Annotated in this window: 12 protein-coding genes and 3 pseudogenes; all 15 read right to left on the bottom strand. The window is 48.7% G+C overall.

What is annotated here, in order from left to right; translation table 11 throughout:
- Positions 1 to 668 (bottom strand): IS21-like element helper ATPase IstB (gene istB / locus B5E92_RS09870; protein ID WP_087301692.1); only part of this gene is annotated, 668 nt, incomplete at its 3' end.
- Positions 665 to 1,977, bottom strand: a pseudogene (gene istA / locus B5E92_RS09865) (IS21 family transposase). The gene istB and the pseudogene istA, both read right to left, overlap by 4 nt.
- Positions 1,978 to 2,075: 98 nt before the next feature.
- Positions 2,076 to 3,671: pseudogene (locus B5E92_RS09860) on the bottom strand (DNA topoisomerase); the annotation flags it as partial.
- Positions 3,668 to 4,417, bottom strand: coding sequence for a DUF4366 domain-containing protein (locus B5E92_RS09855; RefSeq protein WP_002584964.1), 750 nt, complete (start codon positions 4,415 to 4,417; stop codon positions 3,668 to 3,670). The gene B5E92_RS09855 and the pseudogene B5E92_RS09860, both read right to left, overlap by 4 nt.
- Complete coding sequence (locus B5E92_RS09850; RefSeq protein WP_002584965.1) at positions 4,407 to 4,673, bottom strand: DUF4315 family protein; 267 nt, start codon at positions 4,671 to 4,673, stop codon at positions 4,407 to 4,409. The genes B5E92_RS09855 and B5E92_RS09850 overlap by 11 nt, the downstream gene beginning before the upstream one ends.
- Before the next feature lie 6 nt (positions 4,674 to 4,679).
- Positions 4,680 to 5,402: a phosphoadenosine phosphosulfate reductase family protein gene (locus B5E92_RS09845; protein WP_002604475.1), complete on the bottom strand. Its 723-nt coding sequence runs from the start codon at positions 5,400 to 5,402 to the stop codon at positions 4,680 to 4,682.
- A gap of 13 nt (positions 5,403 to 5,415) precedes the next feature.
- On the bottom strand, positions 5,416 to 7,386 hold the full coding sequence (locus tag B5E92_RS09840; protein WP_002604476.1) for a C40 family peptidase: 1,971 nt from the start codon (positions 7,384 to 7,386) through the stop codon (positions 5,416 to 5,418).
- Positions 7,383 to 8,339: a site-specific DNA-methyltransferase gene (locus tag B5E92_RS09835; protein WP_002604477.1), complete on the bottom strand. Its 957-nt coding sequence runs from the start codon at positions 8,337 to 8,339 to the stop codon at positions 7,383 to 7,385. Before B5E92_RS09835 ends, B5E92_RS09840 begins: the two co-directional genes overlap by 4 nt.
- Positions 8,336 to 10,732, bottom strand: a complete 2,397-nt coding sequence (locus B5E92_RS09830; RefSeq protein WP_002604478.1) for a VirB4-like conjugal transfer ATPase, CD1110 family — start codon at positions 10,730 to 10,732, stop codon at positions 8,336 to 8,338. The genes B5E92_RS09835 and B5E92_RS09830 overlap by 4 nt, the downstream gene beginning before the upstream one ends.
- On the bottom strand, positions 10,692 to 11,084 hold the full coding sequence (locus B5E92_RS09825; RefSeq protein WP_002604479.1) for a PrgI family protein: 393 nt from the start codon (positions 11,082 to 11,084) through the stop codon (positions 10,692 to 10,694). The genes B5E92_RS09830 and B5E92_RS09825 overlap by 41 nt, the downstream gene beginning before the upstream one ends.
- Position 11,085: 1 nt before the next feature.
- Complete coding sequence (locus tag B5E92_RS09820; RefSeq protein ID WP_002604480.1) at positions 11,086 to 11,634, bottom strand: MT-A70 family methyltransferase; 549 nt, start codon at positions 11,632 to 11,634, stop codon at positions 11,086 to 11,088.
- A gap of 10 nt (positions 11,635 to 11,644) precedes the next feature.
- A complete protein-coding gene (locus tag B5E92_RS09815) occupies positions 11,645 to 12,496 on the bottom strand; it encodes a VirB6/TrbL-like conjugal transfer protein, CD1112 family (RefSeq protein WP_003502113.1) in 852 nt (283 codons plus the stop codon).
- Between the two features lie 85 nt (positions 12,497 to 12,581).
- Positions 12,582 to 12,665, bottom strand: a pseudogene (locus B5E92_RS09810) (Maff2 family mobile element protein); the annotation flags it as partial.
- 90 nt (positions 12,666 to 12,755) lie between these two features.
- Complete coding sequence (locus B5E92_RS09805; protein WP_058966412.1) at positions 12,756 to 14,426, bottom strand: recombinase family protein; 1,671 nt, start codon at positions 14,424 to 14,426, stop codon at positions 12,756 to 12,758.
- A complete protein-coding gene (locus tag B5E92_RS09800; protein ID WP_058966410.1) occupies positions 14,427 to 14,624 on the bottom strand; it encodes a hypothetical protein in 198 nt (65 codons plus the stop codon).
- Positions 14,625 to 14,627: the final 3 nt, after the last annotated feature.

The raw sequence follows: 14,627 nt of genomic DNA, 5'->3' as shown, positions 1-14,627 counted from the left end.
TCTAAAATAGCGTTTGCCATGACCACATCACAGAAGACTTCATCCCACTCACTAAAATTGATATTTGTAGTTAATATCGTGCTTCTTTTTTCATAACGTCTATCTATCAATTGAAAAAACAATTTCGCATCATCTTTATTAATCGGAAGATAGCCAAGTTCATCTATGATCAGTACTTTATATTTGGTAAAATGGCGAAGTCTATCTTCCAATCTGTTCTCGTTATTTGCTTTCTTCAATTGTTGAATAAGATTATGACATTTGATGAAATATGTACTATTTCTACGCTTTGCCGCGGCAATGCCTATACTTACAGCCAGGTGTGTTTTACCTACACCACTATTACCCAGAAATACGATGTTTTCACAATTCTCGATGAATCTGAGTGTCTCAAAATCCAATATCTGCTGTTTGTTTATTGATGACTGAAAATCAAAATCAAAATCCCTTAATTCTTTATGATGAGGAAATGCCCCTACCTTAACCATTGACTTGACCATATTCTTTTCTCTATGATCGATTTCTATCTGCGTCAATTTGATCAATCCTTCTGTAAAAGATAGATTGTTTCTGGCTATATAATCCAACATCTCATCTAAATTTTCATTCATTTGACTTAACTTCAAGTAATTCAGGTTATTTTTCAATTGCATATATGTACTACTCATTGTATATTTCTCCTATCAAATTTAAATTTGCCTTAGCTAATTGTTTGATTTCATCCGAACTGTCTTTAAAACTTACTTCATATATTTTTTGATAATGTTCTTCATGATAATTATATTTTGATTGAGATATTTGATGAATTGTTATAAGTCTTGTGTTAGAATACACATGTATATAATCATCAAATATCTGTAGTTTCACTGTTTTACCAATATATTCTGGTGGTGCGGAATATTTATTACCTTTATAGGAAAACAAACTCTGTGAATCTACTTTTACTGGTCTAATGGTGATTTTATACTGATTTCTTATCTTTTCTTGTGGTAAAGGGGATAAGAAATCTTTTTCTTTTTGGATATGAAGTTTCGGAATTTTTCCTATTTCACTGTGCACCTGGCAATTATTTCTTTCATTGATTTCCATTACTTTTTCATTCAGTTGTGCATAGTTCAGCTTCCCATTATAAGCATATAGTTCATCCCATAATTTCATTGGCGCTTCAACCTTCCCTTTACTCCATGGTTTTCCGGCAATACAAGGTTTCACTATAAAGCCATAATCATCCGCAAACTGTTGAAACTTTGCATTGACCTTTCCACTCGAATATTCTGTTCTTGCCTCATCCATGACTGTTTTCATATTATCGGTTTTTAAGATGTCAGGCACACCACCAGCTGCTTCAAATGCCTGATCAAGATAATGAAACAGAGCACCCTGCTTTTTTGTAAGTGAGATGAAATTAATCCTATATCTTGAATAGGAATATACAAGTGCAAAGATATTTAATTCAATAACCTCACCTGTGCTTAAGGTATAATGCATATTTTCCTTCCAATCCAATTGTGCCTCAACTCCCATACCAGTCTCTCTTTTGATTGACCGATGATTTGTCATATTGTTTCTAATTTTACCATTTACTGTCCTGTTTGTTCTGCCATTAAAGTATTTATCAAATTCCTCATGCTGGCTGATCCACTTTCTAAAATGGGAAGCTGAGCACTCTAATCCATGATTATCTTTTAGATATTGCCATAAAACTCTTTTATAAAAGAAAACCTGAGTATTTTGATTGATCAGCAAGTCATATATTATTTGATAAAAATTATCTAACTTACTTTTTCTTTCTCTTTTCTTTGGCTTAGTATAACCATTCATATATTTATCAATCAATCTTCTATCTACACCAAGCTCTCGGGCAATTTGTGATTTATTTATTTTCAATTTTAACTCCTCTACTAATACTTTCAATTTTGGTAAATCAAGCAAACAATTAATCTCAATACTTGAACTAACTGTTAAATTCATAATCATAATATAACCTCCAATAAAAACTGAATTATTATATTATGTTGAATTGATTTTGTACATTTTTATATGATCGTTTTTGTACATATTAATAGTAGCATTTATACAAGGTTATACCCGTCCTTTGTGGGGATTAGCTTTTTGCCCTTGCGCTCGGCAAAGCCCGCGCTAATGAGTTTTTCAATGATACCCGCCCGCGTCGCGGTGGTGCCTAACCCTTTGCGCTCCGCGTCCTCCGGCGTGTCCTCCTTTCCCGCACTCTCCATAGCCGAAAGTAACGTATCTTCGGTAAATGCCTTTGGGGGCTGCGTGTAACGTTCGGAGATCTCCGCTGCCGGATTGTCAAAGGTCTGCCCCTCGGCAAGCGGGGGTAAAACCGCTTCCGGCTCTGCGTCCTCGTCCTGTTCCCCGGACGCGGCGCGGGATAGTCTTTCAATCTCGCGCCAACCCTCGCAAAGCGTCGTCCTGCCCTTTGCGGTAAAGGTATAGCCGCCGCAAGTGAAAACCGCCGTAACCGCTTCATACTCATAGGGCGCGGCAACGGCGCAAAGCAGTTTTGCGCACACAAGGGTCATTAGCTTTTTCTCACTTTCGGCAAGGGAAGAAAAGCCCGTTTTCACAAACTCCGCTGTCGGCAAAATGGCGTGATGGTCGGTTACTTTGCTGTTGTCGCAAATCCTCGCAAGGTCGGCTTGCAGCTTCACGCCCTGCATAAAGGGGAGAGCAGCGCAAAGGCCGGTGATAAGTTCCTTTGTGCTGCCCTCCATATCGGAAGTGATATATTTGCTGTCGGTGCGGGGATAGGTCAAAAGCCGTTTTTCATAAAGGGCTTGCGCATAGTCAAGGGTCTGTTTCGCCGTAAACCCATACAAACGGTTTGCTTCCCGCTGCAAGGCGGTGAGGTCAAACAGTTTCGGCGGGGCTGCGGTCTTTTTCTCTTTTTTAAGGGAAGTACAAACGGCCTGCGATTTCTCGCAAGCCGCTTTCATCTGCCGCGCCGCCGCTTCGTCGTCCTGCCTTTCGGAAAGGGCGGCAACGCCGCCAACGTCCAGCCGGACGACATGATATTTCTCTTTCTTAAAGCTGCTGATTGCATAGTCGCGGTTTACCAGCATAGCAAGGGTGGGCGTTTGCACTCTGCCGACATTCAATGTTTTATGGTAGAGGATAGAGAAAAGGCGGGTCGCGTTAATGCCAATGAGCCAATCGGCCTTTGCTCTGCAAAGCGCGGATTGATAGAGGTTGTCATAGCCGCGCCCGTCTTTGAGATTTGAAAAGCCCTCGCGGATTGCACTTGCTTCCATGCTGCTAATCCAAAGGCGGGAAAAGGGCTTTTTGCAATTCGCCTGTTCATAGACAAAGCGGAAAATGAGTTCCCCCTCGCGCCCGCTGTCGCAAGCATTGATAATCTCGGTAACGTCGCTGCGGTGCATAAGGTCTTTGAGAATGGAAAACTGCTGCTCCTTGCCGCTGGCAACAATAAACTGCCACTCCTGCGGGACAATGGGAAGATCGTCGTACTTCCATTTACGGAATTGTTCATTGTAGGTCGCCGCGTCTGCAAGGCTAATCAAATGCCCGATACACCACGACACAAGGTAGCCGCCGCCCTCAAAATATCCGCTGCGCTTTTCATTCGCGCCCATAACGGCGGCAATCGCCGCCCCGACGCTCGGTTTTTCTGCAATTACAAGTTTCATAGATTATCGTCCTCCTGCTCGGTCTGTTCGGTTTCGACTACTTCCGTTTCCTCGTCGTCCTCGTCAAAATCAAGGTCGTCAAGGCTGCTGCTGCCTTTCGCCGCGTCCTTTTTGGGCTTCAAAATCTTAAAGTAGTAGAACGCGCCGCCGCCCGCTGCGGCAACAAGCAGCACGACAAGCAGAATACCCATGCCGCCGCCTTTTTCTTCTTCCGGCGGCTGCTCGGTTTCTTCCGGCTCCGGCTCGGCTTCCACACCCGCGCACTCGCTCATGTTGACGCTGCAAACCGGGCAAGCGGTGTTGACGCTTCCGGCAACGCATTTATCGGTGCAGCTACAAACGGGGGCTTCGGTCTGCCCGTCCTCCATAAGGGCGGTTAAATCCGCTTCGTCCACTTGGTTAAGGAAATGGACGGTATTTTCCCCGTCCTCGGCGCGGTCAATGATGATGTAAAAATAGTTGCCACTTTTGGTAACGACGGTGATAAACTGCTTGTCGCCGGACGCTTCACCCGTTATATCGTCCACAAGGGACATATTCCCGTCCGGGGTAAGGGGCTGCGGCTCATAGCCGCCCGTCGTTTCTTCCGGCTCGGTTTCCGGCGCGGGGGTTTCCTCGGTTACGGGGGTAGGCGTGTCGTCGCTTTCATCGCCACCGCCCGCATAAGCGGTAACAGAAAAGCCGCACATGATAACCAGTGCGGCAAGCAATACGGTAAACTTTCGGATTATCTTTTTATTCTTCATTGTCGTTGTCCTCCTGTTCGGCGGGGTAAGTGGCTTCCGGCTGCGGCAAGGTGATTTCGCCGCTGGCGTAAGCGGAGAGGAACGCGGCAAGCTGCGTCCCGTCAAGGTGTACCGCCTTTACCATTTGCACGATCTGCGCGTTTTCTTCCTCGACTTTCTGCGCTTCAAGGTCTTTCAGCTTCTTTTGCTGTTCAAGGATTTTTGCCCTCGTTTTCTCAATATCCCTTTCGATACGGTCAAGTTTCGTGTTCGCCATAGTCATTTACTCCTTTCCAAACTGTTCTTTCCATGAATAGCTGCGCCCCAATCCCTTAACGGTTTTAAGATAGGGCATAGCGTTTTCTTCCAAAGTCGCCGCCCGGTTAAATAGATCGGGATAGTGTTCTTTGAGATATAAAATCTCTTGTTTCTTCATGCTCGGACAAAAGAAACAGGACGATTTACCCGGCTGCGGCAATCCTGCCGCTTTGATTTCCCGGATACAATCGTCCCTGTTCCAGCCCCATTCTTCAATGAGGGGGTAGCGGTTATGATATTTTTTGTCGGCTTCGTTGTACTTGCGGGAATGTTCATACCGTTTCACTTCTCCCGCGTCATAGCCGATATAGCGGTTGACTTTCTCGCCGCGCTGCCATACTTCGCGGCAAGGCGCATAGTGGTTGCAAAACTTTTCCTGCGGTGCGATTTTGTGTTTCTGCGAACAACGCTTATGCCCGTAGGCAATCGACGGGAGCGTATGAGAGCGCAAGCACTCGGTTTCAAGAGATAGGCGGTTGCCGTAGCGGTCAACATACTGCACAACGGTAATCTGCGGCATACCGTGTTCCGCAAGCCATTGATTGATTATCTCGATAAATTGATAGGTATGCGGGTGTTCCGCGCCCGTATCGGCAAAGGTGATAAGGTCAATCGGGATTTTGTGCTTGTATAGGCCAATAAGTAAGGCGGCACTATTCGTGCCGCCGCCAAAAGATACAATATTCATTTTTCAACTCCTTTTAATTGTAATTTAACCGCCCGTAGGCGTAAAAGTGGGATTGCCAATAGCTGGTGTCCAGCTTTGAATACTGGATAGGGTCGCCACAATGCAGCATGACGGGGCTTCCGTCCCCGTCCTCGCCCACATAAATCCCCACATGGGAAACGCCGGGGGTGTCGTATGTACCCGTAAAGAACACCAAATCCCCCGGCTGCGGGTTAGAAACAGGGGTTGAGATGTTGTAAAGCCCTTGCGCCCCAAGTCTGCCCGTATTGTATAGGCCGCTGTTCGTCAACACATAACTCACAAAGCCGCTGCAATCAAAAGAGGTTTCCGGGGTGCTGCCGCCCCACACATAGGGAAAACCGACGTATTTATCTGCTTCCTCCATGAGCCGCGCAAACTTTTCATCGGAACCCAGCAGCGCGGCGGGTACTTCATAATCGGCGGGCGGGTTTTCATAGTATTTAGACACATAGCCGGATTGCGGGAAAAGGTCGGGTCTGTTTCCCAGCGACGACATATACATAGCGTACATGGATAGCTGTTCTTCGCCCATGATGTAAACGGGGACATGGGAGAGGTTGAAGTTTTCCAAATCCACATGAAGAATGTAATAGTTATAGGGGACTTCAACCGTATAGGGGTTGCCCTCGCTGTCCGTCCTTGTTTCGGTGCGGTAGCGTACCTGTACTTCTTCCTCGACCGTCAAGATATACTGTTTCTCAAAGAGCATTTCAAGGGTGCTTTGCACTTCATCGAGTGTAAACACGCCCTCATGCCACGCGGAAAGGATAGAAATTAGCACATAGGGGTCATGCTCGATCTCGTCCGCGTTTACCCGGTATTCGTCATAGCCGGGGTATTCGCTTTCGATATTGTCCAGCATATCTTGTAACTCGGCTTCCATAGCGGCATACGCGCTTTCCGCGCCCGTTATATCCGCGTCCTCGGAGAGATAGGACGACGCAATCAAGCCGCTGCCGCTGTTGCCGCCAAAGAGGGAGCAAGAGGACAGCCCGCCGAAAAGCAGCAGCACGATAAAGGCAATCCCGCCCACAATCAAGCAGCCTTTCCAATGCCGGACAACAAAGAACGTCGCCCGTTTGGTTTCCTGCGCGGTTTTCTTCGCCGCCTTTGCGGTGGCTTCAGCGGTTTTTTTCGCTTTGCCGCCCGCTTTCAGCGTTTTTGCATACTGCTTTTTAATGCGCTGCTTCTGCCAAAAACGGGAAATGGGGTTGGAGTGCGCAAGCGCGGGGTTATCGTGCAACGCCTTTTGATAGAGAAAATCTGCGTTTGCCTTTACCGCTTGTTTTTCCGCTGCCGCCGCTGCCCGGTAGGGTTTCAGCTTATGGCGGCGTATGCCGCCCTTAACTGCCCGCGCCGCCATGCCGCCCGCTTTCTCTCCGGCAAGTTCTACCCGGTGCCCGCTTTCCACACCGACGTTTTCTTTCTCTACCTCGTAGATTTTCCCATGTACGGTACTGTTTAACTCCTGTGCCGGACGGGATAAGGGGTTATGCCGCAACTTGCCGTTTGGGGGCTTATCCGTCTTTTCAAAGGAAAGGCGCGTCTTTGCCTTGCCTTTCGCTTCGTCAAAAACGCGCTCTTTCTTGATTTTGGTCTGCTTGGGGATAGCCGCCCGCGCTGCGTCTAAACAGTCTGCCGCCTTATCCGATTTCTTGATCGCTTTTTGAAGTTCCGGCGTTGCCCGTTCCGCTTCGGAAAACTGCAAGCGGGAAGAATGGGTTTTAGGCTGCGTCGCGTCAAGGGCTTTTTTCTCCGCGCCTTTTGCTGCGTGTCGCTCAATCTCTGCGCCGATATGCTGCACAACCTTTTCCGCTGCCACCCCTGCGGGGGCTGAATAGTTTTCTTCCTGCGGCCTTTCGCTGATACTGGACGTTTCGCCCGTCGTGAGGTTTTCCGCAACCGCACCGTCGCGGGTCATTTTTTGCGTTACCTTGTCGGGGGCTTTCAGTTCCTTGCTCAATCTTCATCACCTCCAATCCGCTGTTTTGCAAGTTCGCAATAGTCGGGGTTTAACTCAATGCCGATATAGCGGCGGTTAAGCCGTTTTGCTACCATGCCCGTCGTGCCGCTGCCGAAAAAGGGGTCAAGGACAATCCCGCCGATGGGACAGCCCGCCAAAATGCACGTTTCCGCAAGTTTCGGCGGGAACGCTGCGAAATGCCCGCCATGATAGCCGACATTGTTAATCTGCCAAACGTTGCGGCGGCTGCGGACGGGAGAAATCAACTCGTCGGCGTATGCGCCCTTTTCGCGGGGGCGGTTGATTTTCTGCGGTTGGTTTTGCCCCGGAACAGTAACGTTATACTTATTTCCTTTGCTAACTCCGCTTTTCAGCCGCCCCGCCGTTGTGGGGGCTATCGGCTCGGCTACTGCTTGCCAATCGTAATAATACTTCTTTGACTTGGTAAGCAGAAACACATATTCATAGCAGCGGGTCGGCCTGTCCCGCGTGCTTTCCGGCATGGGGTTTGTTTTGTGCCAAATGATAGAACTGCGCAAATACCAACCGTCGCCCCGCAAGGCGAGGGCTACAAGCCACGGAATACCAATTAAATCTTTGGGCTTGCAGCCGGGGGCGCGGTGGTTAAACGCCACTTGCTGCCCGTTCCTGCCTTTGGGGTATTTGGGGTCTTGGTGGTCGGCTTTGCTGCCTGTGCCGCAATAAGTGTCCGCGATATTCAGCCAACAAGTACCCTCCGGCGTAAGCACCCGCTTTACCTCATGGAATACCGCCGTAATACGGGAAACATATTCCTCCGGCGTTGCTTCCCGTCCGATCTGCCCGTCTGCGCCGTAGTCCCGCAAGGCATAGTAGGGTGGGGACGTTACGCAACAATCAACTGCATTTTCCGGCAAGGTTTGAAGCACCTGCAAGCTGTCGCCGCAATAGATTTTGTCCATTTCTATCCTCATGCCGACACCTCGCCGGGTTTGGTCGTCATTACACGATAGAGTTCCGTATCTTGCGGGAAACGGTCAATAAAGGGCAAAATCACGTTGCCATAGAAGATAAGCCCCTCGCCCGCGTCGGAATGGGTTACATAGGTCATTTGCTGCTGCGAAATGTTAAGCTGCTTTGCAAGGATTTCCCTGTCGCCCTGGGCTTGGTTGAGCATATACACAAAATCGCTGTTTTCAAAAATGTTCTCCACCTCGCGGGACGATAACAAATCTTTCACGTTTTGGGTGATACCTGTCGGAATACCGCCCCATTTTCTAAAACGCTTCCAAATCTCAACGCTGTACGCTGCGGTCTGTTCCTCTTTGAGCAGCAAATGAAACTCGTCGATATAGTACCGCGTCGCCTTGCCTTCGCTGCGGTTTATGGTAACTCTGTTCCAAACTTGATCTTGGACAATGAGCATACCGAGTTTTCGTAGCTGGGTGCCGAGTTCTTTAATATCAAAGCAGACAAGGCGGTTGTGAATGTCAACGTTTGTTTGGTGGTTAAACACGTTCAAACTGCCATTTACATAGAGTTCCAATGCCGACGCGATACGCTGCGCTTCCTTTTCCGGCTGCTTCTTGATTTCATTGTAGAGGTCGCCCAAAATCGGCATATTCTCCGGCTTCGGGTCTGCAAGGTAGCTGCGGTACACGCTGATAACGGCGCGGTCAATCAAAGTCTTTTCAACCGCTTCCAGCCCGTTTTTGCCGCCCATAATCAACTCGCAAAAGGAAAGGATAAAATCGCTCTTTAAGGCTATGGGCGTGTCGCCCTCGCTGTAATTGAGGTTTATATCCATCGGGTTAATGTACTGCGTGCTGTTCTGCGAAACCTTGATAACCTGCCCTTTCAGCCGTTCCACAAGGGGGTAATATTCCGCTTCCGGGTCGCAAATGATAATATCGTCTGCGGTAATGAGAAAAGCGTTGGTGATCTCGCGCTTTGCCGAAAAACTCTTGCCGCTGCCGGGTGTGCCGAGTATCAAGCCGTTAGGGTTCTTCAGCCTTTTCCTGTCGCACAAAATCATGTTATTCGATAATGCGTTTAAGCCGTAATACAACGCTTCGCCGCTTTGGAACAGCTCTTGTACCGTAAAGGGGACGAAAATGGCGGTGCTGGAAGTCGTCAAGCCCCGCTGGATTTGGATTAGGTTTTCGCCCAATGGGATAGAGGACATAAGCCCCTGTTCCTGCCGGTAGTCAAGGCGGGTGAGCATACAGTTGTATTTCTGTGCGATACTTGCGGCCTGAAATACGTCGTTGTCCAATTTCTGCTTTGTGTCTGCCACATTCAAAACTAACAGCGTAAGCAAAAACATTCGCTCGTTCCGGCTCTGCAAATCCCGCAAAAGGTTTTTCGCTTCGCCGCCGTAGGTGGCAAGGTCGGACGGAATTATATCCATATCGTAGCCGCTGCGGATTGCCTTTTTCTGTTCCTCGATTTTCATACGGTCAAGGTCGGTGATTTTCCGCTTGATCGTCTTGATCGCTTCGTTGTGGTCGATACTCTGAATGTGCAGATTGACGACAATCCCGTTTTCCGCTTCCATGAAGTCGGCAAGCATACGGTCTGAAAGTTCCGGCGCGGCAATCTGCAAAAAGGAAACCGCGCCAAACTTCCCGCCCATTTGAAACATTCGCCCGTCGCCAAAACGGAAAGAGGACGGGGCAATAAAGTCTTTGACGGAAAGGCCGCTTACGGGTAGCCATTCCCACGCAAAGTTGAAGCGTTCCCCGTCCGGGTGGAAAAGCCCATGCAGCACTTCAAGCCGCTGCTTCCCGTCCAATACCCGCGCCGCCGCGCCGATCACCTTAAAATGGTTGAGGGTGTCCGTTTCGATACGGGCAAGCCGCGCCCGCGCCGATTTAATATCTTTTGCTTCAATGGTAAAGGTGAGAAACTTTGTCTTGATAAGCCCGTTGTTGCCGCGTTCAAGCTGTGTTTGCAGCATTTCGGTGTATTCGGCTCTGATACTGTCAAAGTCGTCATTCTGTGGGGCAATCGTGATACTGCTCTTGAAATCCTCCTTGTTCGCATGGCGGCTGATTAAGGAAAGCTGCACACTGATAGAAGCGTCAAAAGAGTTATACATATCGCAAAGGGCTTCAAAAATGGCGGTCTTGTCGTCCGGCTGCGCAAGCTGATAGTTAATATCTTCAAACTCAATGCACTTGGAATACCGCCCGTTTGCAAGGCGGCAAATCCCGTCCTTATACATTCGTTCAAACGGTATGCTGTCCTGCGCCGTATGGGGCTTCCCGTCGCCCTTTGACTGCCGGATAAGCGCGTCGATCTGTTTCTTTTCCTGCCGCGTAAGTTTACGCTTTTTGTTTTGGGTCTTTCCCTTTTCCTTTGACAATCGCCCGTACCTCCTTATCTAATCGCTCCTGCCGCGCAAGGGCGGTATAAAAATTGTTGGTCTGATAAGGTCGCTCTTTGGGGCGAAGAAACTTCACTTCCACAAATTGCCGTATAATCACTTCCAGCGGTTGCCCGTTCTTCTCGTACATAGCGAGTAGGAACATGGGCAGCATGGCAAGCACCATGCACAAAGCCGCCGTTGTCGTTCCCGCGCTGTCCTTTGTCAAAAAGAATAGCGGTAGCCCGATAGCCACCGCCGCGCCGAAACAGAGTAATTGTCTTTTGGTAAGGTTGAACATTACCTTGCTCTTGATTTTGGTTAAATCCTTTGGGACGGTTACATACGCCATTTCAAACCTCCTTTCCGGCAAACCGTATGTCGCTTTTGATTTCATTTCCCCATACGTCCCAACCAGGGGTATGCTGCCTTGCAAACAGTTCAATACGCGGTAGGTCGCCCATAAGGGCAAGTATCTTTTCCCGCGTTATATCCGGCTTTTTGCTGTGCTGCTCAACAGGGGAAATAATAAATTGATGTACCTTGTTTGATTGTCGCTTCGGGTGTCCTTTGGTAGCAAGCAAGCAGATTTCCGCATTTCCTCGCGTCCAAAAGCCCAAGCCATAAAACCAAGTGGGCGATTTCCGATTTTGCTTTAACCATACAAAGGCAACGGATTTATAGGTAAATCCCCAAGCCTTGATTAACTGCAACGCTTCTTTAAGCTGCGGGAACGTCGCCCATAGGAATAAAATACAGTCCTTATCCGCAATTTCTTTGACGGGTAAAGCGCAAAGTTCCTCAATACTCATAGTGGGATAGTGCTTTTCCGCTGCGCCCTGTACCTTGCTTCTCGCGTATCTCCAAGGGGGATCGGCGTAAATGATTTTGTATTTCTTCATCTGCACCCCCTTAATGCGCGCTGAATACGGATTTTGCAAGGCTTCCCGTTTTGAAAAGCGTAAAACACAAGAGGACGGTATAGCCCATGCAAGACCAGATCGCGCCGGATATGTCATCGGTTGCTGCGATTGTCTGTATCAAAACCGCATAAATACCGACGCACACAAGAATTAGAAAAGCCTGAAAACCGAGGGCAAGCAAGGATTTTAAGTAGTTCTGTCCCATGCCGCCCCATTCACGATTTACCATTGTCGCAACGGGGATAGGGGCGATACTCGTTACAAGGTATATTTCAATCATGCGCCCGTACACCACCAGCATGATACAGATAGACAACGCTTTCATGGTAAGCCCCACAAAGAGTGATTGAAACCATAGCCCCAAAAGCCCGCCGACGCTCATAGCGTCCAGCTTTGCTTCTATATCGGTGATAACGGTTGCAATATCTATGCTTGTGTCGGATATGATAACGCCCGCGCTGTCGTTGACGACGCTCTGTGTAATGTCAAATACGCCCATGACGATGTTCCAAGTATTTGTTACCAGCAGCACCGCAACAAAGGTTTTGAAAATCCACTTGAAGAAAATCCAAGTGTCGAGATCGTGCAGATTGTTTTTCTCAATTACAAGCTGGATTAGTTCGTAGCACATGACAAAGGTAATGATAACGCCCGCAATCGGCACAATGACGTTTTCCGATAGGCTGCGTATCATATTGAATATGCCCGCGTTCCACCCGGCGGGGGTTGTGCCGACTTGCGTTGCGATTTCTCCAACCTCTGTATTTACGCTGTCGAACAGCCCGGAGAGATTAGAGAGTATTCCGTCTGTCAAAATGCCGCGAAACCAATCTTCAATCATCTGCCATATCAAAAGCTAATCCCTCCTTTCCCGCGCCCTCCCGCGTGAAGCGGGAGAGCGCGGCGGGTAGTGTTAGTTTGTGGCATTATCCAAACAGGCCGGAGAGCAGCGGGACAAGGGTAAGGCCGATAAGGGCAACGCCGCCGCCCGCCATCAACTGTTTTATCCCCAATTAGGTGTAAAACTCTGCTCAATGGCGGGCGGCGGCGTACAAAAAATCTATATGGTGTTTTTAAGAGAACCGTCCCGGCGGGACAGGTCAAGCAGTGACCTGTTCCACCTCCGGGATGGGTTTGAGATTAAAATGAATTTCGATAGAAATGTGTCTTATTTTATCTTCGTCAATGCGCTCATGCACGACGATTTCTTTGATTAAGCGGTTGAGGGTGGCTGCGTCCAACTCTGTGATGTTGGCGTATTCCTGAATGGCTTCCACCCATTGTTTTGCGTCATTGGCAAGCTGGACTTCATCGGACAGCCGCTTCCTGCCCTCGGACACTTTTGCTTTAAGTTCCGTCTGCTCGGTCTGTGTCTTTTCCAGCATGGTGTTGAAGTTCTGCTCACTGATACGCCCGGCAATCATATCCTCATACAGCCGCATGACCATTTTGTCCAGAACCTCAATCCGTTCCTCGTCCCTTGTAAGGGAGCGTTCCATTGCTTCCCGCTGTTCCCGCTGCTCGGCTTCACAGGTATTGGTCAGGCGGTCGGAAACCGCTTCCCCGTCCATCAGGGCAGCTCTGGCACATTCCCGGATTTTCCGCAGCACATGGCTGTAAAGGGTGTCATAATCAATCCGGTGCTGGGTGCAGTGGTTCTTTCCAAAGGCATTGTAGGTCTTGCAGGAGTATATCCGCTGGGGATGTTTTGCGTTTGTGTAGCGTACCGTCAGCGACTTCCCACACTCGCCGCATTTTAGCAGTCCGGCAAACAGGCTGATTTCATTGGTCTGCCCCGGACGCTGGCGGGATTTCAGCTTGTTCTGCACAATGTCAAAGCTCATGCGGTCAATCAGCGGTTCATGCTGTCCCTCCACCACAATCCAGTCCTCCGGCTTCTTTTCCCCAATCGTGCCGATTTTGAAACGGTAGTCTTTTTTCTGGGAAGCAATCGCCCCGGTGTAGACGGGATTCATCAAAAGGTCTTTGATAACGGAAAAGTCCCACATATACCGCCCGTTTTCCGGGTCTTTCTTTTCCCATTTGGTGCGGGTATTGCGAAGCCCCCGTTCCCGGTTCCACCATGTGGGGCAGGGGATTTTTTCTTCCTCCAGCCGTCTGCGGATATAGTTCGGACCATGACCGTTCAGGGCATATCCGAAAATCAGCCGCACAATCGGGGCGGTTTCCTCGTCAATGAGCAGATGGTTTTTGTCCTCCGGGTCTTTCCGATACCCAAACGGGGCAAGACACCCGGTAAACTGTCCTTTCTGCGCTTTCAGAAGATAAGAGGAATGGACTTTCTTGGAAATATCCTTGCTGTACATCTCGTTCAGGATATTCTTGAACGGGGCAATGTCGTTGTTATCCCGCAGGGTGTCGATACCGTCATTCATGGCGATATAGCGGACACCGTTTCTTGGGAAAAAGTCCTCAATCAAATGCCCGGTTTGCAGATAGTTACGCCCCAGTCGGCTGAGGTCTTTCGTGATGACAAGGTTGATTTGCCTGCGCTCAATGGCTCTCAACATTCTCTGTAAATCAGGACGCTCCATATTAAGACCTGTGAAGCCATCGTCCTGATAGACCGCCACAACCTCCCATCCCTGCTTTTCGCAGTATTTTTCCAGCATATCACGCTGGTTTGCGATACTGGCACTTTCGCCTTGCAGGTCATCGTCCTTTGACAGTCTGCAATAGACCGCTGCACGATAGCCCCCGGCAAGTGCCTTTCCGATTGTTCTATATTCCATTTCGTTCATCATAGCCATTTACCCACACAATCCAGACGGTATCTGGCTCTTTTGAACCTCATCTTCATTATACTTCAAATCTTTCTTTTTAGCAAGATATCCTTTTGTATTTGTCTTTCCGTATTTCTGGGAAATCAGGCTGACGAACACATCGGTTGCGTCCAGTTCCCCGTCAAACACCGTTGTAACATGAATCTCTGTTTTGCTTTTTGCCATAGG

Origin of the sequence: Erysipelatoclostridium sp. An15, assembly GCF_002160675.1 — a bacterium.
Lineage (GTDB): Bacteria > Bacillota_I > Bacilli_A > Erysipelotrichales > Coprobacillaceae > Thomasclavelia > Thomasclavelia merdavium.
Note: the sequence above shows the minus strand (reverse complement) of the source record. Positions and strands in the feature narration are given on the sequence as shown.

Excerpts from the sequence above, each read along its gene's own strand:
- B5E92_RS09855 (WP_002584964.1), bottom strand. The coding sequence starts at position 4,417 with ATGAAGAATAAAAAGATAATCCGAAAGTTTACCGTATTGCTTGCCGCA.
- B5E92_RS09850 (WP_002584965.1), bottom strand. The coding sequence starts at position 4,673 with ATGGCGAACACGAAACTTGACCGTATCGAAAGGGATATTGAGAAAACG.
- B5E92_RS09845 (WP_002604475.1), bottom strand. The coding sequence starts at position 5,402 with ATGAATATTGTATCTTTTGGCGGCGGCACGAATAGTGCCGCCTTACTT.
- B5E92_RS09835 (WP_002604477.1), bottom strand. The coding sequence starts at position 8,339 with ATGAGGATAGAAATGGACAAAATCTATTGCGGCGACAGCTTGCAGGTG.
- B5E92_RS09825 (WP_002604479.1), bottom strand. The coding sequence starts at position 11,084 with ATGGCGTATGTAACCGTCCCAAAGGATTTAACCAAAATCAAGAGCAAG.
- B5E92_RS09820 (WP_002604480.1), bottom strand. The coding sequence starts at position 11,634 with ATGAAGAAATACAAAATCATTTACGCCGATCCCCCTTGGAGATACGCG.
- B5E92_RS09815 (WP_003502113.1), bottom strand. The coding sequence starts at position 12,496 with ATGATTGAAGATTGGTTTCGCGGCATTTTGACAGACGGAATACTCTCT.
- B5E92_RS09805 (WP_058966412.1), bottom strand. The coding sequence starts at position 14,426 with ATGGCTATGATGAACGAAATGGAATATAGAACAATCGGAAAGGCACTT.
- B5E92_RS09800 (WP_058966410.1), bottom strand. The coding sequence starts at position 14,624 with ATGGCAAAAAGCAAAACAGAGATTCATGTTACAACGGTGTTTGACGGG.